The organism is Streptomyces sp. NPDC107654, from assembly GCF_055639035.1.
This window is the reverse complement of record NZ_JBVKBI010000017.1, coordinates 36813-58760: the sequence shown is the minus strand read 5'-3', so window position 1 is coordinate 58760 and position 21948 is coordinate 36813. Positions and strand designations below refer to the sequence as shown.

16 protein-coding genes and 1 pseudogene are annotated in these 21948 nt (G+C 74.5%); 9 read left to right on the top strand and 8 right to left on the bottom strand.

The genetic code is table 11. The features are described 5' to 3' along the window. Positions 1–115: 115 nt before the first annotated feature. The 6 genes from ACZ7N4_RS26730 to ACZ7N4_RS26705 all read right to left on the bottom strand — a co-directional run bounded on the left by ACZ7N4_RS26730 (position 116) and on the right by ACZ7N4_RS26705 (position 7743). Positions 116–2335 carry an NADP-dependent isocitrate dehydrogenase gene (locus tag ACZ7N4_RS26730; protein WP_471362337.1) on the bottom strand — a complete coding sequence of 740 codons (2220 nt, stop codon included), beginning with the start codon at positions 2333–2335 and terminating at the stop codon, positions 116–118. Between the two features lie 37 nt (positions 2336–2372). Then, entirely contained in the window at positions 2373–2867 is a 495-nt protein-coding gene (locus tag ACZ7N4_RS26725; protein WP_471362334.1) for a DUF4186 domain-containing protein, read from the bottom strand. 70 nt (positions 2868–2937) lie between these two features. Next, positions 2938–3738, bottom strand: a complete 801-nt coding sequence (locus tag ACZ7N4_RS26720) for a restriction endonuclease (protein WP_471362331.1) — start codon at positions 3736–3738, stop codon at positions 2938–2940. Positions 3739–3841: 103 nt separating this feature from the next. Then, positions 3842–4933, bottom strand: a complete 1092-nt coding sequence (locus ACZ7N4_RS26715; RefSeq protein ID WP_471362328.1) for a mechanosensitive ion channel family protein — start codon at positions 4931–4933, stop codon at positions 3842–3844. 186 nt (positions 4934–5119) lie between these two features. Further along, positions 5120–6652, bottom strand: coding sequence for an amino acid permease (locus ACZ7N4_RS26710; protein ID WP_471362324.1), 1533 nt, complete (start codon positions 6650–6652; stop codon positions 5120–5122). A 104-nt stretch (positions 6653–6756) separates the two neighbouring features. Beyond that, entirely contained in the window at positions 6757–7743 is a 987-nt protein-coding gene (locus ACZ7N4_RS26705) for a hypothetical protein (RefSeq protein ID WP_471362321.1), read from the bottom strand. Between the two features lie 253 nt (positions 7744–7996). Between ACZ7N4_RS26705 and ACZ7N4_RS26700 the strand changes: the two genes are divergently transcribed. From ACZ7N4_RS26700 to ACZ7N4_RS26685, 4 genes and pseudogenes are all read left to right on the top strand, one after another. Then, positions 7997–9427, top strand: coding sequence for an FGGY family carbohydrate kinase (locus ACZ7N4_RS26700; RefSeq protein WP_471362318.1), 1431 nt, complete (start codon positions 7997–7999; stop codon positions 9425–9427). Continuing rightward, positions 9424–10827, top strand: coding sequence for an FAD-dependent oxidoreductase (locus ACZ7N4_RS26695; RefSeq protein WP_471362315.1), 1404 nt, complete (start codon positions 9424–9426; stop codon positions 10825–10827). Before ACZ7N4_RS26700 ends, ACZ7N4_RS26695 begins: the two co-directional genes overlap by 4 nt. Further along, positions 10824–12050: an NAD(P)/FAD-dependent oxidoreductase gene (locus ACZ7N4_RS26690; RefSeq protein WP_471362312.1), complete on the top strand. Its 1227-nt coding sequence runs from the start codon at positions 10824–10826 to the stop codon at positions 12048–12050. Before ACZ7N4_RS26695 ends, ACZ7N4_RS26690 begins: the two co-directional genes overlap by 4 nt. An 18-nt stretch (positions 12051–12068) precedes the next feature. Further along, positions 12069–12341, top strand: a pseudogene (locus tag ACZ7N4_RS26685) (hypothetical protein); the annotation flags it as partial. Here the strand turns inward: ACZ7N4_RS26685 and ACZ7N4_RS26680 are convergent. Further along, positions 12261–13025 carry a crotonase/enoyl-CoA hydratase family protein gene (locus ACZ7N4_RS26680; protein WP_471362311.1) on the bottom strand — a complete coding sequence of 255 codons (765 nt, stop codon included), beginning with the start codon at positions 13023–13025 and terminating at the stop codon, positions 12261–12263. The pseudogene ACZ7N4_RS26685 and the gene ACZ7N4_RS26680 sit on opposite strands and share 81 nt — an antisense overlap. A 371-nt stretch (positions 13026–13396) precedes the next feature. Here ACZ7N4_RS26680 and ACZ7N4_RS26675 point away from each other — a divergent pair, with 371 nt between their 5' ends. Then, entirely contained in the window at positions 13397–15283 is a 1887-nt protein-coding gene (locus ACZ7N4_RS26675; RefSeq protein ID WP_471362575.1) for an ABC transporter ATP-binding protein, read from the top strand. A gap of 24 nt (positions 15284–15307) precedes the next feature. Here the strand turns inward: ACZ7N4_RS26675 and ACZ7N4_RS26670 are convergent, their stop codons facing one another. Then, positions 15308–15484, bottom strand: a complete 177-nt coding sequence (locus ACZ7N4_RS26670; RefSeq protein WP_471362308.1) for a hypothetical protein — start codon at positions 15482–15484, stop codon at positions 15308–15310. Positions 15485–15929: 445 nt separating this feature from the next. Here ACZ7N4_RS26670 and ACZ7N4_RS26665 point away from each other — a divergent pair, with 445 nt between their 5' ends. From ACZ7N4_RS26665 to ACZ7N4_RS26650, 4 genes are read left to right on the top strand one after another with little or no spacing between them, the layout of a single operon-like run. Beyond that, positions 15930–16457, top strand: a complete 528-nt coding sequence (locus tag ACZ7N4_RS26665) for a 2Fe-2S iron-sulfur cluster-binding protein (protein ID WP_471362305.1) — start codon at positions 15930–15932, stop codon at positions 16455–16457. Beyond that, positions 16458–17453, top strand: a complete 996-nt coding sequence (locus ACZ7N4_RS26660; RefSeq protein ID WP_471362302.1) for an FAD binding domain-containing protein — start codon at positions 16458–16460, stop codon at positions 17451–17453. Between the two features lie 31 nt (positions 17454–17484). Further along, entirely contained in the window at positions 17485–19575 is a 2091-nt protein-coding gene (locus ACZ7N4_RS26655; RefSeq protein ID WP_471362300.1) for a xanthine dehydrogenase family protein molybdopterin-binding subunit, read from the top strand. 2 nt (positions 19576–19577) lie between these two features. Beyond that, positions 19578–21947 (top strand): glycoside hydrolase family 65 protein, encoded by a 2370-nt coding sequence (locus tag ACZ7N4_RS26650; protein ID WP_471362297.1) that lies wholly within the window; start codon positions 19578–19580, stop codon positions 21945–21947. Position 21948: the final 1 nt, after the last annotated feature.

Below are 21948 nucleotides of genomic sequence, written 5' to 3'. Positions count from 1 at the left end.
CCCGCCCCGGCTCCCGGCACGCCTCCGCCCCGGCCGGGGGTTCCCGACCGGGGCGGAGGGCACGTCACCGCGGCGGCTCAGGCGCCGCGAGGCACCGGCTCGGGCGCCGCGGGCACTAGCCCAGGGACGCCAGCGCCTCGTTCCAGGTGGCCGACGGGCGCATGACCGCGTCCGCCTTGGCCTTGTCGACCTGGTAGTAGCCGCCGATGTCGGCCGGGGAGCCCTGGACCGCGTTCAGCTCCTCGACGATCTTCTGCTCGTTCGCGGCGAGGGTCTCGGCGAACGGCGCGAAGGCCTTGGCCAGGTCGGCGTCGTCGGTCTGCCGCGCCAGCTCCTGCGCCCAGTACAGGGACAGGTAGAAGTGGCTGCCGCGGTTGTCGATGCCGCCGACACGCCGGGTCGGGGACTTGTCCTCGTTGAGGAAGGTCGCCGTGGCACGGTCGAGGGTGTCGGCGAGGACCTTGGCGCGGGTGTTGCCGGTGGCCTCGGCGTACTGCTCGAAGGACGGGACCAGCGCGAAGAACTCACCGAGGGAGTCCCAGCGCAGGTAGTTCTCCTTGACCAGCTGCTGGACGTGCTTCGGCGCGGAGCCGCCGGCGCCCGTCTCGAACAGGCCGCCGCCCGCCATCAGCGGGACGACCGACAGCATCTTGGCGCTGGTGCCCAGCTCCAGGATGGGGAACAGGTCGGTCAGGTAGTCGCGCAGCACGTTGCCGGTCACCGAGATGGTGTTCTCGCCGCGGCGGATGCGCTCCACCGACAGCTTGGTGGCCTCGACCGGGGACAGGATGCGGATGTCCAGGCCCTCGGTGTCGTGCTCGGGCAGGTACTGCTTGACCTTGGCGATCAGCCGGGCGTCGTGGGCGCGGTTCTCGTCCAGCCAGAACACCGCCGGGTCGCCGGTGGCGCGGGCGCGGGTGACGGCCAGCTTGACCCAGTCGCGGATCGGGTCGTCCTTGGTCTGGCAGGCGCGGAAGATGTCGCCCTGCGCGACCGGCTGCTCGATCAGCACGTTGCCGGCCTGGTCGGTCAGGCGGACCGTGCCGGCGGCCGCGATCTCGAAGGTCTTGTCGTGGGAGCCGTACTCCTCGGCCTTCTGCGCCATCAGGCCGACGTTCGGGACCGAGCCCATGGTGGACGGGTCGTAGGCGCCGTTGGCCCGGCAGTCGTCGATGACGGCCTGGTAGACACCGGCGTAGGAGGAGTCCGGGATCACGGCGAGGGCGTCGTGCTCCTGGCCGTCCGCGCCCCACATGTGGCCGGAGGTGCGGATCATGGCCGGCATCGAGGCGTCGATGATGACGTCCGACGGCACGTGCAGGTTGGTGATGCCCTTGTCCGAGTCGACCATGGCCAGGTCCGGGCCCTCGGCGATCTCGGCGTCGAAGGAGGCCTTGATCTCGGCGCCCTCGGGCAGGCTCTCCAGGCCCTTCAGGATGCCGCCGAGGCCGTCGTTCGGGGTGAGGCCGGCCGCCTTGAGGGTCTCGCCGTACTTCGCGAACGTCTTCGGGAAGAAGGCGCGGACCACGTGACCGAAGATGATCGGGTCGGAGACCTTCATCATCGTGGCCTTCAGGTGCACGGAGAACAGCACGCCCTCCGCCTTGGCGCGGGCGACCTGCGCGGCGAGGAACTGCTCCAGCTCCGCGACGTGCATGACGGAGGCGTCGACGACCTCGCCCGCCTGGACCGGTACGGACTCCTTCAGGACGGTGGTGGTGCCGTCCTCGCCGACCAGCTCGATCTTCAGCGCGCCGTCCTCGGAGACGACGACGGACTTCTCGGTGGAGCGGAAGTCGTTCTCGCCCATGGTCGCCACGTTGGTCTTGGACTCGGAGGTCCAGGCGCCCATGCGGTGCGGGTGGGTCTTGGCGTAGTTCTTCACCGAGGCGGGCGCGCGGCGGTCGGAGTTGCCCTCGCGCAGGACCGGGTTGACGGCGGAGCCCTTGATCTTGTCGTAGCGGGCGCGGATCTCGCGCTCCTCGTCGGTCTTGGGGTCGTCCGGGTAGTCCGGCAGCGCGTAGCCCTTGCCCTGCAGTTCGGCGACGGCGGCCTTCAGCTGCGGGATGGACGCCGAGATGTTCGGCAGCTTGATGATGTTGGCGGCCGGGGTCTTGGCCAGCTCACCCAGCTCGGTCAGCGCGTCGGGGATGCGCTGGTCCTCGTTCAGGTACTCCGGGAAGACGGCGATGATGCGCCCGGCCAGCGAGATGTCGCGCGTCTCCACGGGCACACCGGCCTGCGAGGCGTACGCCTGGATCACCGGCAGGAACGAATGCGTCGCCAGGGCCGGGGCCTCGTCTGTGTAGGTGTAGATGATGGTCGAGTCAGTCACCGGGTGCTCCGCTCCACGTCTGTAACATTGCTCGACATCAAGATATCTCGTGATCGGGGTCGGCTCGACAGGGGTCCGGGCCGGAAAAAGAGCCGTCCGTCATCTCGCGCGCGATCCAGCGGCAGATCACCTCCACCACGTACACGTGTTCGGACCGGGTCAGTTCCCGGCCCTGGGGAACGCCGTGCCAGCGCTCCAGGCAGCTCCGGCAGCAGGTCGCGGTCGCGTGCTGGGCCACGAACACGGGATGGCCGCGGTACGGCGTCTGCCGGCCGTCCTTGTACGGCGCGGCCGGCGCCAGCCGCTTCGCGATCAGGTCGTACGCGTGCCACCGCAGGGTCGCGGGACCCTTCAGGGCGGCGGTCGCCCGGTCCCGCCCGCGCAGGTGGAATCCGGCCCGGAACGGCTGCCGCGCGAGCGCGTCGAGCCGCCGGTCGAGCGCGCGGGGTCCGACGGGGCCCCGGCCGGCGGGCCGCGGATCGGACGGCTCCCCGGGCGGACCGGGGGAGGGGGAGGGAGGGGAGGACGTCATGCTGCTTCGAGCGTAGCCCGGGCGCAGCCGGTCGAGCTGCTTCGAGCGCAGCCCGGTCCGAGCCGTCCGGTCAGGGCTCGATGTCCGCCCGCTGCCAGGGGCCGGGCCCCGTGCCCAGGTGCCAGGCCCGCAGGTCGTCGCCGTTCACGCAGACGATCCCGCACTGACGGGCGTACTCCAGCGCGGGCTCGGTGAAGTCGCTGGTGGTGACGACCGCCGCGACGTCGGCCTCGTGGATGGTGAAGCAGGTCCCCCCGAAACGTTGCATGTCCTGGGAGCCGACCTTGTTGGCGTCCCCGTAGTACTTGCACTGGATGACCACGCGCCGCCCGTCCGGTGCGACCGCGACGACGTCCGCGCCGAGGTCACCGGCTCCGCCCACCACTTCCACGTCGCGGCAGTCCGAGCGGACGCACAGCTCCGCCACGGCGTGCTCGAAACCGTCGGGGTCCAGCCCGGCGCAGTCCGCCGCGGAGAGCGGAGCCGTGGATGCCGCCACCGGCACGGTGCTCCCGGAGGGCTCGACCGGCGCGGCTGACCGTGTCGCGCGGGCAGCCGCCTCCTCCGCGGCGCGGAGACTGTCCGACGCCCTGTCCGCGGCCTCCTCCAGCGCCCGGGCGGCCCGGCGCGCGTACCTCCAGGCGGAGAAGCGGCGCCGGCCCGACCGGAACTGCAGCGCGGCGGCGACACCGAGCACCGCCAGCACACCCGCCCACAGCGGGCGGCGTTCGACCATGCTCGCCGCCGTACGCGCCACGAACGCCAGGACGCACAGGATGATCGCGAGCAGGACGAAGAAAAGCGTGGTGCTGCGCAGATCGAAGCGCCGCCGGCGCTCCGCCGGACGGGTCCGGCGCACGGGTATGGTCATGCTGGCTCCTCCTGACAGCGACGACGATCTCTGGCTACGGATGCCCAAGATCGCCGACGGCTCCCACGAGGGGGCGGCGAGGGGACGCCGCCGCGCGCCGCAGCTAGTCGGACAGGACCGCCCCGCCGACGACGTCCTCCCCGCTGCGCTGCTGCGGGATCACCGCCGAGCCCTGCTGGAGCGAGACCGTGCGGGTGGGGGCCGGGATGCGGATGCCCTCCTCGCGGTAGCGGCGGTGGAGACGCTTGATGAACTCGTGCTTGATCCGGTACTGGTCGCTGAACTCACCGACGCCGAGGATCACCGTGAAGCCGATCCGGGAGTCGCCGAAGGTGTGGAAGCGGATGGCCGGCTCGTGGTCGGGTACGGCGCCCGTGACGTCCCTCATCACCTCCGCGACCACCTCGGCGGTCACCCGCTCCACGTGCTCCAGATCGGATTCGTAGCCCACCCCGACCTGCACCAGGACGGTCAGTTCCTGCTCGGGGCGCGTGTAGTTGGTCATGTTCGCCTTGGCGAGCTGGCCGTTGGGGATGACCACCAGGTTGTTGGAGAGCTGGCGGACCGTCGTCTGGCGCCAGTTGATGTCGACGACGTAGCCCTCCTCGCCGCTGCTCAGCCGGATGTAGTCGCCCGGCTGGACCGTCTTCGAGGCGAGGATGTGGACGCCCGCGAAGAGGTTGGCGAGCGTGTCCTGCAGGGCCAGGGCGACCGCCAGACCGCCCACGCCCAGGGCGGTGAGCAGCGGCGCTATCGAGATGCCGAGGGTCTGCAGGACGACCAGGAAGCCGATCGCCAGGACCAGGACCCGGGTGATGTTGACGAAGATGGTCGCCGAGCCCGCCACCCCCGAGCGGGACTGGGTGACCGAGCGGACCAGACCGGCGATCACCCGGGCCGCGGAGAAGGTCACCACCACGATCAGCCAGACCTGGAGCGCCTGGTCGACGTGGTGCTGGATGGTCCGGGTGAACGGCAGCACGGCCGTCGCCGCCGCCGCGCCGCCCGCGATCGCCGCCCACGGGACGACCGAGCGCAGCGCGTCCACGATGACGTCGTCGCCGGTCCACCGGGTCCGCTTGGCGTGCTTGGCCAGCCAGCGCAGCAGGGTGCGCGACATGAAGGCGAGCACCAGGCCGGCCGCCAGGGCGATACCGGCGAGGACGAGGTCGTCCAGGGTCAGCGCACGGTTCACCGGTCACCCCCGGGGCGCGCGGCCGCTGCGGAGAGCCGTTTGTGAAGTCTCGTCACGTTGTCACCTGCTCGAAGTCCGGAATGTGCGAGCGCGCCGGCCGGGGGAACTCCGCTGACCGGCGCGCTCGTTCATCCTGCCGTATCCGGCACGCCGGTTCGTACCGGGACGGCGCTCCCCGGGCGGCCGTCAGACGATGCCCTCCGCGAGTTCCGCCTGGTCGCGGTCGCTGCCGTAGGCCGCGGTGGTCGGGGTGCCGTACGAGCGGCGGGCGACGTACCACCAGACGCTGGCGAGGACCAGGACCACGGCGAGGGCGACGGAGGCGTAGTTCATCGAGCCGACGGTGACCGGCGACGCCTGGGGCAGGCAGAACAGGACGGTCACACAGGCCACCCACACGACGGCGATCCAGCCGATCGGCCTGCTCCAGCGCCCCAGGTGCCACGGTCCCGGCCGGAAGCGGTCGCCGGCGCGCAGCCGCAGGTACACCGGGATGGCGTAGGCCGGGGTGATGCCGATGACGTTGATGGCGGTCACCGCGTTGTACGCCGTCGCCGAGTACAGCGACGGCAGCGCGAGGACGCAGGCCACGACGACCGACAGCCAGACGGCGGCGACCGGGGTCTGGGTGCGCCCGCTCACCTTGCGCCACAGGTGGGAGCCGGGCAGCGCGCCGTCCCGGCTGAACGCGAACACCATCCGGCTGGCCGCGGCGACCTCGGCGTTCCCGCAGAACAGCTGGGCGACGATGACGACGAGGAGCAGCGCGCTGGCGCCGTCCGTGCCCAGGCCGTCGAGGAGGATCTGGGCGGGCGGCACACCGGTGTCGGTGGTGCGCGTGGCGTCGTAGTCCTGGATGGCGAAGGTCAGACCGGCCAGCAGCACGAAACCGGCGAGCCACGACGCCCAGATGGCGCGGACGATGCCGCGGGACGCGGCCACCGAGGCGTGCGAGGTCTCCTCCGAGAGGTGGGCGGAGGCGTCGTAGCCGGAGAAGGTGTACTGCGCGAGCAGCAGGCCGATCGCGGCGACGTACAGCGGGTTGTCCCAGCCGGTCTCGTTGACGAACTTCGTGAACACGAAGGACGGCGACTGGTGGTGGTCGGGGATGACCGCCAGCGCGCCCACGATCAGCGCGACGCCCGCCAGGTGCCACCACACGCTGACCGAGTTGAGCAGGCTGACCAGGCGGACGCCGAACAGGTTCAGCACCGCGTGCAGCAGCAGGATGACGCAGAAGATCAGCATGGTCCTGCCGGGCGTGGGGGTGAAGCCCCACTGGAGGTTGGCGAACGCGCCGGTGAACAGGGCGGCGCCGTAGTCGATGCCGGCGATCGCGCCGAGCAGGCCGAGCAGATTCAGCCAGCCGGTGTACCAGCCCCAGCGCCGGCCGCCGAGCCGGTCCGCCATGTAGTAGAGGGCGCCGGAGGTCGGGTAGGCGCTGGTGACCTCGGCGAGCGCGAGGCCGACGCACAGCACGAACAGGCCGACGCCGGCCCAGCCCCACAGCATCACGGCGGGGCCGCCGGTGTTCAGGCCGAAGCCGTACAGGGTCATGCAGCCGGACAGGATCGAGATCACCGAGAAGCTGATCGCGAAGTTGCCGAAGCCGCCCATGCGGCGGGCCAGCACCGGCCGGTAGCCGAGTTCGCGCAGCCGCTGCTCCTCGTCCTGCTGCGGCAGGCCGGGGGACGGCGCTGGATCGGGGGTGGGGGACATGCGGAAACCTCCGGAATCGACAGGCTTGCGAAACGGGGAGTGCTCAACTGGGCATGTGCTGGTGTGGGATCAGGCGGGCAGCAGGCGGGGAACCGGTCGGTGGTTCAGGGGCGGGGGCCCTCCGCGGCGGCCCGGCAGCGGTCCCGGGCCTGTACGAAGACCTCCACGGCACGCTCCCGGTCCGGTGTGCGGTACATCCAGGGCGGGGGCGTGAAGTACGGGCCGATCGCCTCGAACACCCGTGCCGCCTCGGGGAACTGGAGCGAGCCCCACAGGGCGTGCGCCAGGTGGTTGAGGTCCGGCAGCGCGCGCTCGGCGGGCCCCGTCCGCTCGAACCAGGAGTCCAGCGCGCGCCGCGCCTCGCGGGCCGCCTCCTCCGCCACCCAGTGCAGGTCCAGTGCCGCGTCGTGCCCGCTGTCCCGGCGGTACCGCTCGACCCGGACGTACAGCGGCAGCAGGTGCAGCGCGGAACCGGGCGGGGCCTGGCCGGCCGCCCACTGCGCGTACCCGGCGGCCTCCGCGAGCCGGCCCGAACCCCCGCGCGCGTACAGGAACTGCAGCATCCGGTGGTGGGCCTCGCGGTTGAACGGGTCGCGCCGGCCGGCCTCGGCCAGCAGCCCCCAGGGGCCCGGCGGCAGCAGCGGCTCCGGAGCGGGGACCCGGTGCTCCTCCCAGCGCTGCTCCGGATCGAGCTGGGCCAGCGCCAGCAGGCACACCCAGGGCACCGGGTCGCGGGGGGCGGCCGTGGTGGCCGACTGGGCCGCGTCCCAGGCCTCGATCCACAACTCGTGGGTACGGCGGTGCCGTTCCCGCCGGGCGCGCAGGGCCCGCTCCACACCGACCCGGGCGTGCATCACCACCGCGTGGGCGCTGCCCGGCTCCTCGGCGAGCCAGGCCCGCACCACGTCGGTGCCGGCCGCGGCCGCCGCGAGCACCTGGGTGCGCTGGGTCCACTGCCATCCCTGCGTGGTCTCGGCGAGCAGGGTGCGCATGGCCATCCAGCGGCCGGTGCGCAGATCCTGGAGGGCGGCGCGCAGGGCGTGGTCGGGGCCGGCGGGGTCGTAGGAGGGGCGGGCTCCGTCTCTGGCCATCAGGCGCGAACCCCCGGCCACGGGCGCACGGGCGTGGTGGCGGGGTGACGTGGCAACAGCCCTCCCCTGGGCGGTGACGGAGATACCTCGTGTGGTCGGCGGTCACTATAGAGGTGCGGGTTGCGACGGACCATTGTTGCCAAGTCAACAACCAACACGCCCAGTTGGCCAATCCGGGGGAGACCTTGACTCCGGGCCCGGGGCGGCGGCAGGCTGGCGCGGTGATCTTCGGGGCGGGAGCGGAGGGCGTGCGATGACCGGGCCGGTGCTCGCCGTGGACCAGGGGACATCCGGCACCAAGGCGCTCGTGGTCTGCCCGGAACGAGGCGTCCTCGGCAGCGGATTCGCCGAGGTCCGCCCCCGCCACCTGCCCGGCGGCCTGGTCGAGGCGGACCCGGCGCGGCTGTACGACTCGGTGGTCGAGGCCGGCCGCCGCGCGCTCGCCGAGGCCGGTGAGGACGTCGTCGCGCTCGGCCTCGCCAACCAGGGCGAGACCGTCCTCGCCTGGGACCCGGCCACCGGCCGCCCGCTGACCGACGCCCTGGTCTGGCAGGACCGGCGGGCCGAGAGCGTCTGCGCCGGACTCGCCGGCCACGCGGACGAGTTGCGGCAGCTGACCGGACTGCCCCTCGACCCGTACTTCGCCGCGCCCAAGATGGCCTGGATCCGTCGCCACCTCACCCGCGAGGGTGTCGTCACCACCTCCGACGCCTGGCTGGTGCACCGCCTCACCGGCGCCTTCGCCACCGACGCCGCCACCGCCGGCCGCACCCAGCTGCTGGACCTGGACCGCGCCGAGTGGTCCCCGCGCGCCCTCGACCTCTACGGCCTGGCCGACGAGGACCTGCCCGAGGTGACCGACGCGGCCCGACCGGTCGGCACCACCCGGGCGTTCGGCCCCGAGATCCCCCTCACCGGACTGATCGTCGACCAGCAGGCCGCCCTGCTCGCCCAGCGCGTCACCGCCCCCGGCACCGCCAAGTGCACCTACGGCACGGGCGCGTTCCTCCTCGCGCACACCGGCGACCGCCCCCGGCGCGGCGGCTCCGGCCTGGTCAGCTGCGTGGCCTGGCGGCTCGCCGGAACCACCAGCTACTGCCTGGACGGCCAGGTCTACACGGCCGCCTCCGCCGTCCGCTGGCTCACCGACCTCGGCGTCCTCTCCAGCGCCGCCGACCTCGACCGGGTCGGCGGCACCGCCCCCGACAGCGGCGGGGTCACCTTCGTCCCCGCCCTCGCCGGACTCGCCGCCCCCTGGTGGCGCGGCGACGTACGCGGCTCCCTCACCGGACTCGGTCTCGACACCACCCCCGGGCACCTGGTGCGCGCCCTGTGCGAGGGGATCGCCGCCCAGGTCGCCGAACTCGCCGAGGCCGCCGCGGGCGACCTGGGCGCACCCCTGACCGTGCTCCGCGTCGACGGCGGCCTCACCCGCTCCGCGCTCCTCATGCAGACCCAGGCCGACCTGCTGCAGCGCCCCGTCGAGGTGTCCGCGCTGCCCGACGCCACCGCGCTCGGCGCCGCCGCACTCGCCCGCCTCGGCGCACAGCCCGGCCTGAGCGTCGAGGACGCCCTGCCCGACGGAAAGCCCGCCGCCGTGTACGAGCCCCGCATCCCGGCCGACGAGGCCGCCGAACGCCGCGCCCGGTTCCGTGCCGCCGTCGCGGCCCTCCTCGACTCGTGACGGTCACCGCGGCCGGCCCGCTGCCCTCGACGCCGTACGACGTGGCGATCGTCGGCGCCGGCGTCGTCGGCTGCGCCATCGCCCGCGAACTCGCCCGCCACCCGCGTCTGCGCATCGCCCTGGTCGAGGCCCAGGACGACGTCGGCCAGGGCACCTCCAAGGCCAACACCGCGATCCTGCACACCGGTTTCGACGCGACCCCCGGCACCCTGGAGGCCCGCCTGGTCCGCGAGGGACACGCGCGGCTGGGCGCCTACGCGGCCGAGACCGGCATCCCCGTCGAACGGGTCGGGGCCCTGCTGGTCGCCTGGGACGAGGAGCAGCTCGCCGCACTGCCCCGGCTGGCCGAGAAGGCCGAGCGCAACGCCTACCCCCACACCGTCCTGCTGGACCGCGGCGAGCTGTACGCCCGCGAGCCGCACCTCGGCCCCGGAGCGCTCGGCGCCCTGCACGTCCCCGACGAGAGCATCATCTGCCCCTGGACCACCACCCTCGCCTACGCCACCCAGGCGGTCCGCGCCGGAGCCGACCTGCACCTGAACACGGCCGTACGGCACGTCGGTCCGGCGGACGGGCACCTGCTGACCACCAGCCGGGGCACCCTGCGCGCCCGCCACCTGGTCAACGCGGCCGGGCTGCACGCCGACACGCTGGACCGCGCGCTCGGACACGAGGACTTCACCGTCACCCCGCGCCGCGGCCAGCTCCTGGTCTACGACAAGCTCGCCCGCCCCCTCGTCCGGCACATCCTCCTGCCCGTGCCGACCGCCCTCGGCAAGGGCGTCCTGGTCGCCCCCACCGTCCACGGCAACGTCCTGCTCGGCCCCACCGCCGAGGACCTCGACGACAAACGGGCCACCGGATCCACCGCCGACGGGACGGCCGCGCTCCGGGACCAGGGCCGGCGCATCCTGCCCGCCCTGGTGGAGGAGGAGGTCACCGCGGTCTACGCCGGGCTGCGCGCGGCCACCGGACACGAGGACTACCGCATCACCGCCCACCCCGGGCAGGCGTACGTCACCGTCGGCGGCATCCGCTCCACCGGACTGACCGCGTCCCTGGCCATCGCCGCCCACGTCACCGGCCTGCTGACGGAGAACGGGCTCGACCCCGGGCCGGTCCGCGAGCCGGAGCCGCCTGCCATGCCCCACCTCGGCGAGACCTCCCCGCGCCCCTGCCTGCGGCCCGACCTCGTCGCCGCCGACCCCGAGTACGGCACCCTCGTCTGCCACTGCGAGCGCGTCTCCCGCGGCGAGATCCGCGACGCCCTCGCCAGTACCGTGCCGCCGCGCAGCCTGGAGGGTCTGCGGCGCCGCACCCGCGCCCGGGCCGGCCGCTGCCAGGGCTTCTACTGCGGGGCCGCGGTACGGGAGCTGTTCGAACGGGGGGCGCGGCCATGACGGCCCCGCGTCCCGTGGACGTCCTCGTCGTCGGCGCCGGACCCGCCGGGCTCGCCGCCGCCGCACGGCTGGCCGCGGCGGGCGCCGGACGCGTGGAGGTGCTGGAGCGGGAGGAGCGGCCCGGCGGAGTGCCCCGGCACTGCGCGCACGGCGGCTTCGGCACCTGGACGCACCCGCTGACCGGCCCCGGATACGCCCGCCTGCTCACCCAGGCCGCCGAGCGCGCGGGCGCCACCCTCCGGACCGGGGTGACGGCGCTGGACTGGGCGGCGGCGGGCCCCGTGCTCGACACCGTCGGGCCCGGCGGCCCCGAGACGGTCGAGGCCCGGGCGGTCGTCCTCGCCACCGGCGCCCGCGAACGCCCCCGCGCCGCCCGCCTGGTGCCCGGCACCCGCCCCGCCGGCGTCTACACCACCGGCGAACTCCAGCAGTCTGTCCACCTGTTCGGGCAGCACATCGGCACCCGCGCCGTCGTCGTCGGCGCGTCGGACGTCTCCTACGCGGCGGCCGGCACGGTCCGCGCGGCCGGCGCGGAGGTCGTCGCCCTCGTCACGCGGCACCCGTGCGCCCAAACCGGCCGCGCCCGCGCCCAGGCGGCCCGACTGGGCCACGGGATCCCCCTGCTGACCGACACCACCGTCACCGAACTCCTCGGCCACGGACGGCTGTCCGGCGTCCGCGTCCGCCACCGGGACGGCCGGACGGCCGTACTGCCCTGCGACACCGTGGTGTTCACCGGCGACTTCGTGCCCGACCACGAACTGGCCCGGCGCGGCGGCCTCACCCTCGATCCGGGCACCCGGGGCCCCGCCGTCGGCGCCGCCCTGCACACCTCGCGCCCCGGTGTCTTCGCCGCCGGCGACCTCCTGCACGCCGTGGAGCCCGCCGGCACCGCGGCCCGCGAGGGCGCGCGGGCGGCCCGCGCGGTGCTGGACTTCCTGGCGGGCGCGCCCTGGCCGGACCCGGGCGTCCCCGTGGCCGTCGAGGCGCCGCTGCGCTGGATCGCCCCGAACCACGTCACCCCGGGCGCCCCGCCGGCCCGTCACGTCCTGCGCACCGCGATCCCGCTGACCCGCCCGGTCCTGTACGTCCACCAGGACGGCCGCCTCCTCCACCGGGAGCGCCGTCCCACCGCCCTGCCCGACCGCACCCTGACCCTCGGCGCCCGCTGGCACGACCGCGTCGACCCCGCGGGCGGGGAGGTACGGGTGAGCGCCGGCTGAGCCGGGGGCCGCGGGGCCGGGCTGCGGCACGGACCGATCACCGGCGCCCGCGACCGCGTGGACTTCGCGCTCGACGGCCCCGGCGGGCACACCGCCCGCCCGCACCTCACCACCGACCTGGTCACCGCCGCCGCCCGGGTCGCATCGGCGTTCCCCGCGGTGGTCGCCCGCCGGGTCGACACCCGCGCCGGTCTCGGCGGGAGCGGCGGTTCACGAGTCCGCGAACGACCCGTGCCGTCCGGCACCCGACGCGAACCGGGCGGCGCCCTCCGCGCTCTGGGCCAGCACGCCCATGCCCCACCGGAGTTCGCCGCGCAGCGCGGTCTCCTCGTCCTGCCCCGCCTGGTCCAGGACCGACGCCCGGTCACTGCGCAGGCAGGCCTGCGGGAAGCCGGCGATCAGCGCCGCCAGCGCCTCGGCCCCGGCGCGGGCCTGCCCGGTGGGAACCAGCCGGTTCACCAGGCCCGTCTCGTACGCCTCGCGGGCCGGGACCGGGCGGCCGGTGAGGATCATGTCCAGGGCCCGGCCGGTCCCGATCAGCCGGGGCAGCCGTACCGTGCCGCCGTCGATCAGGGGCACGCCCCAGCGGCGGCAGAACACCCCGAACACAGCGTCCTCCTCCGCGACCCGCAGATCGCACCACAGGGCGAGTTCGAGACCGCCCGCGACCGCGTGCCCGGCCACCGCCGCGATCACCGGCTTGGACAGCCGCATCCGCGTCGGCCCCATCGGCCCGTCGCCGTCCTCCGCCACCCGGTTGCCGCGTTCCGTGCCGACCGCCTTCAGGTCCGCGCCCGCGCAGAAGGTGCCGCCCTCGCCCCACAGCACCGCCACCCGGGCGCCGTCGTCCGCCTCGAACGCCCGGAAGGCGGCGGCGAGTTCCGCGGCCGTCGGACCGTCCACCGCGTTCCGGGCCTCCGGCCGGGACAGGACGACGGTGGTGACGTACCCCTTGCGCTCTGTGCGGACCGGCACGGCGGGTGCTCCTTCTCGGGGGCGGCTCGAAGGGCCCACTGTGCCTCAGACGACCCTCAGCCGCACCATCGCCCCCGGCGTCAGCGCCCCCGGCAGGTCCTGACAGGTGGCCCCGGCCGCCGCCGGCAGCCACGGCCGGGAGGCGGTCCGCGGATGCCCGAAGCCCTCGCGAGCACCGAGCGGTGCCGTACGGCGGCCACGGCGAGTGCCGGCGGCAGCAGGCACAGCACCCGGCGGACGGGGAGGCGACGGCGGCGGGAGGAGGCGGCGGTCACCTCCGCACGGGGTCTTCGGGGTGTCCCAGCGGCGGGTGAACCGTCGCGGACGTTGACCTCAACGAACCTTGAGGTTCTACGGTCTCTTCCATGAGCATGGAGACCACCGCCTGGACGCAGCTGCACAGCGTGATGAACGCGCAGTCCGAGCGTCGCCCGTTCGCCCGCGCCACGCTGCGCCGCATCGCCGCCTTCGCCCGCCCGCACCGCGCCGGCATCCTCCGGTTCGTGCTGCTCGGGGTGGTGACCGCCCTGCTCGCCGTGGCGACCCCCGTGCTCGCCGGCCGCGTCGTCGACGCGATCGTGGCCGGTCACGACCCCCGAGTGGTCCGGCTCTCCCTGCTCATCGCGCTCGTGGCGCTCGCGGAGGCGGGGCTCGGCATCCTCGGCCGCCGGCTGTCGGCGACGCTCGGGGAGGGACTCATCCTCGACCTCCGCACGGCCGTGTTCGATCATGTGCAGCGCATGCCCGTCGCGTTCTTCACCCGTACCCGTACGGGAGCGCTGGTCAGCCGTCTCAACAACGACGTGATCGGTGCCCAGCGGGCGTTCGCCAACACCCTCTCCGGTGTCGTCAGCAACCTGGTCACCCTGCTGCTCACCCTCGTGGTGATGCTCACCCTGTCCTGGCAGATCACCCTGCTCGCCCTCGTCCTCCTGCCGGTGTTCGTGCTGCCCGCCCGCCGCATGGGCAGCCGGATGGCCCGCATGCAGCGGGAGGCGGCCGCGCTGAACGCGGCCATGGGCACCCGGATGACCGAGCGGTTCTCCGCCCCCGGCGCCACCCTGGTCAAGCTGTTCGGCCGCCCGGAGGAGGAGTCGGCGGAGTTCGCGGCGCGGGCCGCCCAGGTCCGGGACGTCGGCGTCCGCACGGCCACGGCCCAGTCGGTCTTCATCACCTCCCTCACCCTCGTCTCCGCGCTCGCCCTGGCCCTCGTCTACGGCCTCGGCGGCTGGTTCGCGCTGCGCGGCACCCTGGAGCCCGGCGCGGTGGTCTCCCTCGCCCTGCTGCTGACCCGGCTGTACGCCCCGCTGACCGCGCTCGCCGGGGCCCGGGTCGAGGTGATGAGCGCGATCGTCAGCTTCGAGCGGGTCTTCGAGGTGCTCGACCTCCAGCCGCTCATCGCGGAGAAGCCCGACGCCCGCGAGGTGCCCGAGGGCCCGGTCGCCGTCGAGTTCGACGACGTCCGCTTCTCCTACCCGGCCGCCGACCAGGTCTCCCTCGCCTCCCTGGAGGAGGTCGCCGCGCTCGACACCCGCGGCGGCTCCGAGGTGCTGCACGGCATCTCCTTCCGCGCCGAACCCGGCCAAACCGTCGCCCTCGTGGGCTCCTCCGGCGCCGGCAAGTCGACCATCGCCCAGCTGCTGCCGCGCCTGTACGACGTCGACGCCGGCGCGGTCCGCATCGGCGGGGTCGACGTCCGGGACCTCACCTCCGCCTCCCTGCGGGCGACCCTCGGCATGGTCACCCAGGACGGTCACCTCTTCCACGACACCGTCCGCGCCAACCTGCTGCTGGCCCGCCCGGACGCGGGTGACGACGAACTGTGGGACGCCCTCGGCCGCGCCCGCCTCACCGACGTCGTACGGTCCCTGCCCGACGGCCTGGACACGGTCGTCGGCGAGCGCGGCTACCGGCTCTCCGGCGGCGAACGCCAGCGCATGACCATCGCCCGGCTGCTGCTGGCCCGCCAGCGCGTGGTCATCCTGGACGAGGCCACCGCCCACCTGGACAACACCTCCGAGGCGGCCGTCCAGGAGGCGCTCACCGAGGCCCTGGAGGGCCGCACCGCCGTGGTCATCGCCCACCGCCTGTCCACGGTCCGCGCCGCCGACCAGATCCTCGTCGTGGAGTCCGGCCGCATCGTGGAACGCGGCACCCACGAGGAACTGCTGGCGGGCGGGGGCCGCTACGCCGAGCTGTACCGCACCCAGTTCGCGGGCCGGGACGAGACGGAGGGGGCGGGGGCGCCGGCGGTGTGAGCGGGAGCGGGGGGCTTGCGCCGGTCAGGCCGGGCCGCCGCAGGCGGCCATCAGGGCGTCGACGGCTCCCCGGAGCTCCTCGTCCCGGGTGAAGCCCCGCCAGCCGCCGGCGGAGCGGTAACGGCCGTCGTGGGCCGGTACGGCCCGCAGGTGGCCGGCCGCGGCGCGGGCGGCGGGACCGATCCGGGCCAGGTGGCGCACCGCCGGCAGCATCACCGGCCGGTACGTGCCCTCGGCCAGGCCCTCGACGGCCGAGGTGAGCGCGGGGACCGCGTGCGCGGTGTCGCCGGTCGCGGCCCACAGGGCGTGGGCCGCCTCGACGCGGACCCAGGGCTCGCGGCCGGATGTCAGCGCCCGGAGCCGGTCCGCCCAGGGAGCGGCGTGCGGGCCGAGACCGGCCAGTCTGCGCAGGGTCTCCAGGGGGAGGTCCCCGGCGCTGGGGATCCGCTCCAGGAAACGGGCCGGGCTCCCACTTCCCGCTCACGCGACCCTACGACCGGCGTCGACCGGCACCCCACCGGCGGCGACCGACCCGGGATCGACACCCCTGAACGAAGCGGACGACCTTCCGGACGTGTGAGCCCGGCGTGTCCTGGATACGCGGTGTGCACGGCTCCACCGTCCGTCCGGAAGGTCATTCCCCGCCATGACCAGCGCATCCCCCCACTCCGAGGTCACCCTCCGGGTCAACGGCAAACCCCACACCCTGCGTGTCGACCACCGGCGCGTGCTGCTGGACCTGCTGCGTGAGGACCTGGACCTCACCGGCTCCAAGAAGGGCTGTGACCACGGCCAGTGCGGTGCCTGCACGGTGCTGGTCGACGGGCGCCGCGTCAACAGCTGTCTGCTGCTCGCCGTGACCCTCGACGGCAGCGAGGTCACCACCGTCGAGGGCCTGGGCGGCGACGGCGAGGAGCCGCACCCGCTCCAGCGGGCCTTCCTGGACCGCGACGCCTTCCAGTGCGGCTACTGCACCCCCGGCCAGCTGTGCTCCGCCGTGGGCATGCTCGCGGAGGCCGCCGCCGGGCACCCTTCCCACGTCACCGATCCGGCGGCCCCCACCGGGGGGCCCGTGCCGCTGGACCGGCCCGAGATCCGCGAGCGGATGAGCGGCAACCTGTGCCGCTGCGGCGCCTACCCCCGCATCGTCGAGGCGATCGAGGACGTGATCTGAGTGAGCGGCCCCGGATACCTCAGGCCCGGCAGCGTCCAGGAGGCCGTCGAGGCCTACGCCGCCCACCCCGGCGCCCGCTATCTGGCCGGCGGCACCAACCTGGTCGACCTGCTGAAACTCGGCGTGGAGCGGCCCGCCCTCCTCATCGACATCGGCCGGCTTCCGCTGGACGGCATCGAGGAGCTGCCCGACGGCTCCCTGCGGGTCGGCGCCACCGTCCGCAACAGCGACCTCGCTGCCGATCCACGGGTGCGCGAACGCTGGCCGGCGCTGTCCCAGGCGCTCCTCGCGGGTGCCTCCGCGCAGCTGCGCAACGCCGCCACCACCGGCGGCAACCTGCTCCAGCGCACCCGCTGCCCCTACTTCCAGGACCTGGGCAAACCCTGCAACAAACGGGAGCCGGGCAGCGGCTGCGGCGCCCGGGACGGCGTCCACCGCGACCACGCCGTCCTCGGCCACTCCGAGCAGTGCATCGCCACCCACCCCTCGGACATGGCGGTCGCCCTCGCCGCCCTGGACGCCCAGGTCGAGCTGTACGGCACCGACGGCACCCGGCGGCTGCCGGTGGCCGACTTCCACCGGCTGCCCGGCGAGCACCCGGAGCGGGACACCTGGATCCGCCCCGGTGAGCTCGTCACCGGCGTGCTGCTCCCGGCCGGCACCGCCGGTGTCCCCTCCGCCTACCGCAAGGCCCGGGACCGGGCGTCGTACGCCTTCGCGCTCGCCTCCGTGGCCGTCGTGCTGCGGGTCGCGGACGGTGTCGTCGACCAGGTCGGGGTCGCCTTCGGCGGGCTCGCCCACCGGCCCTGGCGCGCCCGGCACACCGAACTGGCCCTGCTGGGCGCCCCCGCCAGTCATGCCGCCTTCGAAGGGGCCGTCGACCTGGAACTCGCGCACGCCGAACCCCTGCGGGACAACGCCTACAAGGTGTCCCTCGCCCACAACCTCGCCCTCGACGTCCTGAACCGCCTCGCCCCGGCCCCCGCACCGGCCTGAGCCGTCACAGCCCCAGGATCAGGAGGACCCCATGACCGGCACGACCGGTACGACCGGCGGCGCCCTGGGCGCCCCCGCCGAGCGCCGTGAAGGACGGCAGAAGGTCACCGGCGCCGCCCGCTACGCCGCCGAGTACACCCTGCCCGGCCGCGCCCACGCCTGGCCCGTGCCCGCCGCCGTCGCCCACGGCCGGGTCCGCGCCGTCGACACCTCGGCGGCCCTCGCCCTGCCGGGTGTCCTCGCCGTCCTCACGCCCTTCGACGCACCCCGGCTCGCCGACCCGGAGGACGACACGCTCGCCGTGCTGCAGAAGCGGGACGTGCCGCACCGCGGCTGGTGCGTCGCCCTGGCCGTCGCCGACACCCCGGAGACCGCCCGCGCCGCCGCCCGTGCCGTCCGGGTCACCTACGACACCGCCCCCCACGACACCGGCCCCGTCGACGGCCACCCGGACGCCTACGAGCCGGAGGAGGCGGGCGGCCAGCCCGGCCGCGTCGAGTACGGCGATCCCGACGCCGCCTTCGCCTCCGCCGAGGTCCGCGTCGACGTCACCTACCGGGTGCCGCCGCTGCACAACCACCCCATGGAGCCGCACGCGAGCACGGCCCACTGGGACGGGGACCGGCTCACCGTGTACACCTCCAGCCAGGGCGGTACGGCCGTGCGGTCCGTGCTCGCCCACCTGTTCCGGCTGCCCGAGGAGCGGATCACGGTCGTCGCCGAGCACGTCGGCGGCGGCTTCGGCTCCAAGGGGACCCCGCGCCCCGACGTCGTCCTCGCCGTGCTGGCCGCCCGGCACACCGGCAGGCCCGTCACCCTGGCCTACCCCCGCCGGGACCTGCCGACCGCCGTCGGCCACCGCGCCCCCACCGTGCAGCGCATGCGGCTCGGTGCCCGGCCGGACGGCCGGCTCACCGCCGTACTGCACGAGGTCACCACCCAGACCTCCCGGGTCCGGGAGTTCGTGGAGTACGCCGGCGTGGCCTCCCGCGTCATGTACGCCACCCCGAACCTGCGCAGCACCCACCACGTGGTGCCGCTGGACGTGCCCAGCCCGTCCTGGATGCGGGCCCCCGGCGAGGCACCCGGCATGTACGCGCTGGAGTCCGCCCTGGACGAACTCGCCGACGCGCTCCACGTGGACCCGGTGGAGCTGCGGGTCCGCAACGAGCCGGAGCGGGAGCCGGTGAGCGGCAAACCGTTCAGCAGCCGGCACGTCGTGGAGTGCCTGCGCGAGGGCGCCCGCCGCTTCGGCTGGGCCGGCCGCGACCCGCGCCCCGGTGTCCGCCGCGAGGGCCCGCTGCTGATCGGCACCGGCGTCGCCGCCGCCACCTACCCGGTGCAGATCGCCCCGTCCACCGCCACCGCCGAGGCCCGGCCCGACGGCACCTTCGTCGTCCGGCTCAACGCGGCCGACATCGGCACCGGGGCCCGTACCGTCCTCGCCCAGGTCGCCGCCGACGCCCTCGGCGTGCCCCTGGACCGGGTGCGTACGGAGGTCGGGCACACCGATCTGCCGCCCGCCCCGCTGGCCGGCGGCTCCATGGGCACCGCCTCCTGGGGCTGGGCCGTCCACGAGGCGTGCGCCCGGCTCGCCGCGCACCCCGAGCAGGGGCCGGTGGTCCGCGCGGACACCACCGGCACGGCCGACGCCGACAGCCCCTACGCCCGGCACGCGTTCGGCGCGCACTTCGCGGAGGTCGCCGTCGACACCGTCACCGGCGAGGTCCGGGTCCGCCGGCTGCTCGGGATCTTCGCCGCCGGACGGATCCTCAACGCCCGCACCGCACGGTCCCAGTTCACCGGCGGCATGATCATGGGCCTGGGCATGGCCCTCACCGAGCACAGCACCCTGGACCCGGCGTTCGGCGACTTCCCCGAGTCCGACCTCGCCTCCTACCACGTGCCCGTGCACGCCGACGTCCCGGCCGTCGAGGCCGACTGGATCGACGAGCACGACCCCCACCTGAACCCCATGGGCAGCAAGGGCATCGGCGAGATCGGCATCGTCGGCACCGCCGCCGCCCTCGGCAACGCCGTCCACCACGCCACCGGCATCCGCTTCCGCGAACTCCCCCTCACCCCCGACCGGGTCCTCGCCGGCCTGTTGTCCGAGGGCTGACGGTGGACGGGCCCAGCTGGGAGTACGAGGGCTACCGGCCCGCCGAGGAACGCCTGCGGGAGTCGCTGTGCACCCTCGGCAACGGCTACTTCGCCACCCGCGGCGCCCTGCCCGAGTGCACCGCGGACCAGGTCCACTACCCGGGCACCTACGCGGCCGGCTGCTACAACCGGCTCACCTCGGAGATCGCCGGGCGCCGGGTCGAGAACGAGGACATGGTCAACCTGCCCAACTGGCTGCCGCTGCGCTTCCGGCCGGCCGACGGCGACTGGCTCACGCCGGACGCCGTCCCCGTCGCCGAGCACCACCAGATGCTCCACCTCGACCCCGGCCTGCTGGAGCGCCGCACCCGCTACCCCCTCGGCGCCGACGCCGGCCTCGTCGTCCGGCAGGAACGTCTGGTCCACCTGGACGACCGCCATCTGGCCGCGCTGCGCACCGAGTTGACCGCCGAGGGCCGCCCCCTCGAACTGGAGGTGGAGGCCGCCCTCGACGGGGGTGTCACCAACTCCGGTGTCGCCCGCTACCGCGACCTGGACGGCCGGCACCTCAGCCACGTCCAGGTCGGCACCGCCGCACCCGGCCTCGTCTGGCTGCGCTGCCGTACCCGCACCTCCGACATCGGCTTCGGACTGGCCGCCCGGCTGACCACCGAGGCGCCGGTCGTCCACGCCAACGAGGTCCACCGCGCCGTACAGCGGGTGCGGCTGCGGCTGCCGCCCGGCCGGACCGTCACCGTCGACAAGACCATCGCCCTGCACACCTCCCACGACCCGGCGATCAGCGACCCCCTGCGCGCGGCCGTCGACCGGGCGGCCGCCGCGCCCGGCTTCGACGCGCTGCGGGAGTCGCACCGCGCGGCCTGGGAGCAGCTGTGGCGGCGCACCGCGCTGGACGTGCCCGGCGAGGCGGGCAGCATCCTGCGCCTGCACCTGTTCCACCTGCTGCAGACCCTCTCGCCGCACACCGCCGACCTGGACGTCGGCGTCCCCGCCCGCGGACTGCACGGCGAGGCCTACCGCGGACACGTCTTCTGGGACGAACTCTTCGTCCTGCCCTACCTCAACCTCCACCTGCCCGAGGTCTCCCGCGCCCTGCTCCGCTACCGCCACCGGCGCCTGGACGCGGCCTGCCACGCGGCCCGGGAACTCGGCCGGTGCGGCGCGCTCTATCCGTGGCAGAGCGGCAGCGACGGCCGTGAGGAGACCCAGCAGGTGCACCTCAACCCGCGCTCCGGCCGCTGGCTGCCGGACCACTCCCACCTCCAGCACCACGTCGGCTCGGCCGTGGCCTACAACGTCTGGCAGTACTGCGAGGCGACCGGCGACACCGACTTCCGGCACGGCGAGGGCGCCGAGATGCTCCTGCAGATCGCCCGCTTCTGGGGGCGGTCGGCGGTCTGGGACGGCCACCTCGGCCGGTACCGCATCCGGGGCGTCGTCGGCCCCGACGAGTACCACGACGCCTATCCCGGCGCAGGAGGGCCCGGCCTGGACGACAACGCGTACACCAACGTCACCGCCGCCTGGGTGCTCAGCCGCGCCCTGGAACTGCTGCACGGCCTGCCCGAGCCGCGCCGCCGCGAACTCCTCGCGCACACCGGTCTCGCCGACGACGAGCCGGCCCGCTGGGCGGAGGTCTCCCGTGCCCTGTACGTCCCCTTCCACGACGGGGTGATCAGTCAGTTCGACGGCTACGGCGACCTCGCCGAACTGGACTGGGACGGGTACCGCGAGCGGTACCGGGACATCCGGCGCCTGGACCGGATCCTGGAGGCCGAGGGGGACACCGTCAACCGCTACAAGGCCTCCAAGCAGGCCGACGTCCTGATGCTCGGCTACCTCTTCTCCCCGCCCGAACTCCGCGCGCTGTTCCGGCAGCTGGGCCACCACCTGGACGAGCACACCTGGCCGGCCACCGTGGACCACTACCTGCACCGCACCAGCCACGGCTCCACCCTCAGCGGCCTGGTCCACGGCTGGATCCTGGCCCGCGCCCGCCGCGCCGACGCCTGGAGCTTCGTCCAGGAGGCGCTGCGCGGTGACATCGCCGACCTGCAGGGCGGCACCACCGGCGAGGGCATCCACCTCGGCGCGATGGCCGGCACGCTGGACCTCGTCCAGCGCGGGCTGACCGGACTGGAGACCCGCGGCGGCGGCCTGTCCCTCGACCCCGTCCCCCTGCCCGAGCTGTCCTCCTACGGCTTCAGCATCCGCTACCACGGCCACTGGGGCGTGCGGCTGCGGCTGCGCAGCGGACTGCTGGAGATCGCCGTGCCCGAATCCGGCCAGTCGCCCATCGACGTCCGTCTGCGGGACTGGGCGATTCCGGTGGTGCCGGGGGAGACCGCGCGGCTGGTGCTGCCGGACTGAG

Coding starts and splice junctions, on each gene's coding strand:
- ACZ7N4_RS26725 (WP_471362334.1), bottom strand. CDS start 2,867: ATGACGTCCTCCCCTCCCTCCCCCTCCCCCGGTCCGCCCGGGGAGCCG.
- ACZ7N4_RS26720 (WP_471362331.1), bottom strand. CDS start 3,738: ATGACCATACCCGTGCGCCGGACCCGTCCGGCGGAGCGCCGGCGGCGC.
- ACZ7N4_RS26710 (WP_471362324.1), bottom strand. CDS start 6,652: ATGTCCCCCACCCCCGATCCAGCGCCGTCCCCCGGCCTGCCGCAGCAG.
- ACZ7N4_RS26705 (WP_471362321.1), bottom strand. CDS start 7,743: ATGGCCAGAGACGGAGCCCGCCCCTCCTACGACCCCGCCGGCCCCGAC.
- ACZ7N4_RS26700 (WP_471362318.1), top strand. CDS start 7,997: ATGACCGGGCCGGTGCTCGCCGTGGACCAGGGGACATCCGGCACCAAG.
- ACZ7N4_RS26690 (WP_471362312.1), top strand. CDS start 10,824: ATGACGGCCCCGCGTCCCGTGGACGTCCTCGTCGTCGGCGCCGGACCC.
- ACZ7N4_RS26675 (WP_471362575.1), top strand. CDS start 13,397: ATGGAGACCACCGCCTGGACGCAGCTGCACAGCGTGATGAACGCGCAG.
- ACZ7N4_RS26665 (WP_471362305.1), top strand. CDS start 15,930: ATGACCAGCGCATCCCCCCACTCCGAGGTCACCCTCCGGGTCAACGGC.
- ACZ7N4_RS26655 (WP_471362300.1), top strand. CDS start 17,485: ATGACCGGCACGACCGGTACGACCGGCGGCGCCCTGGGCGCCCCCGCC.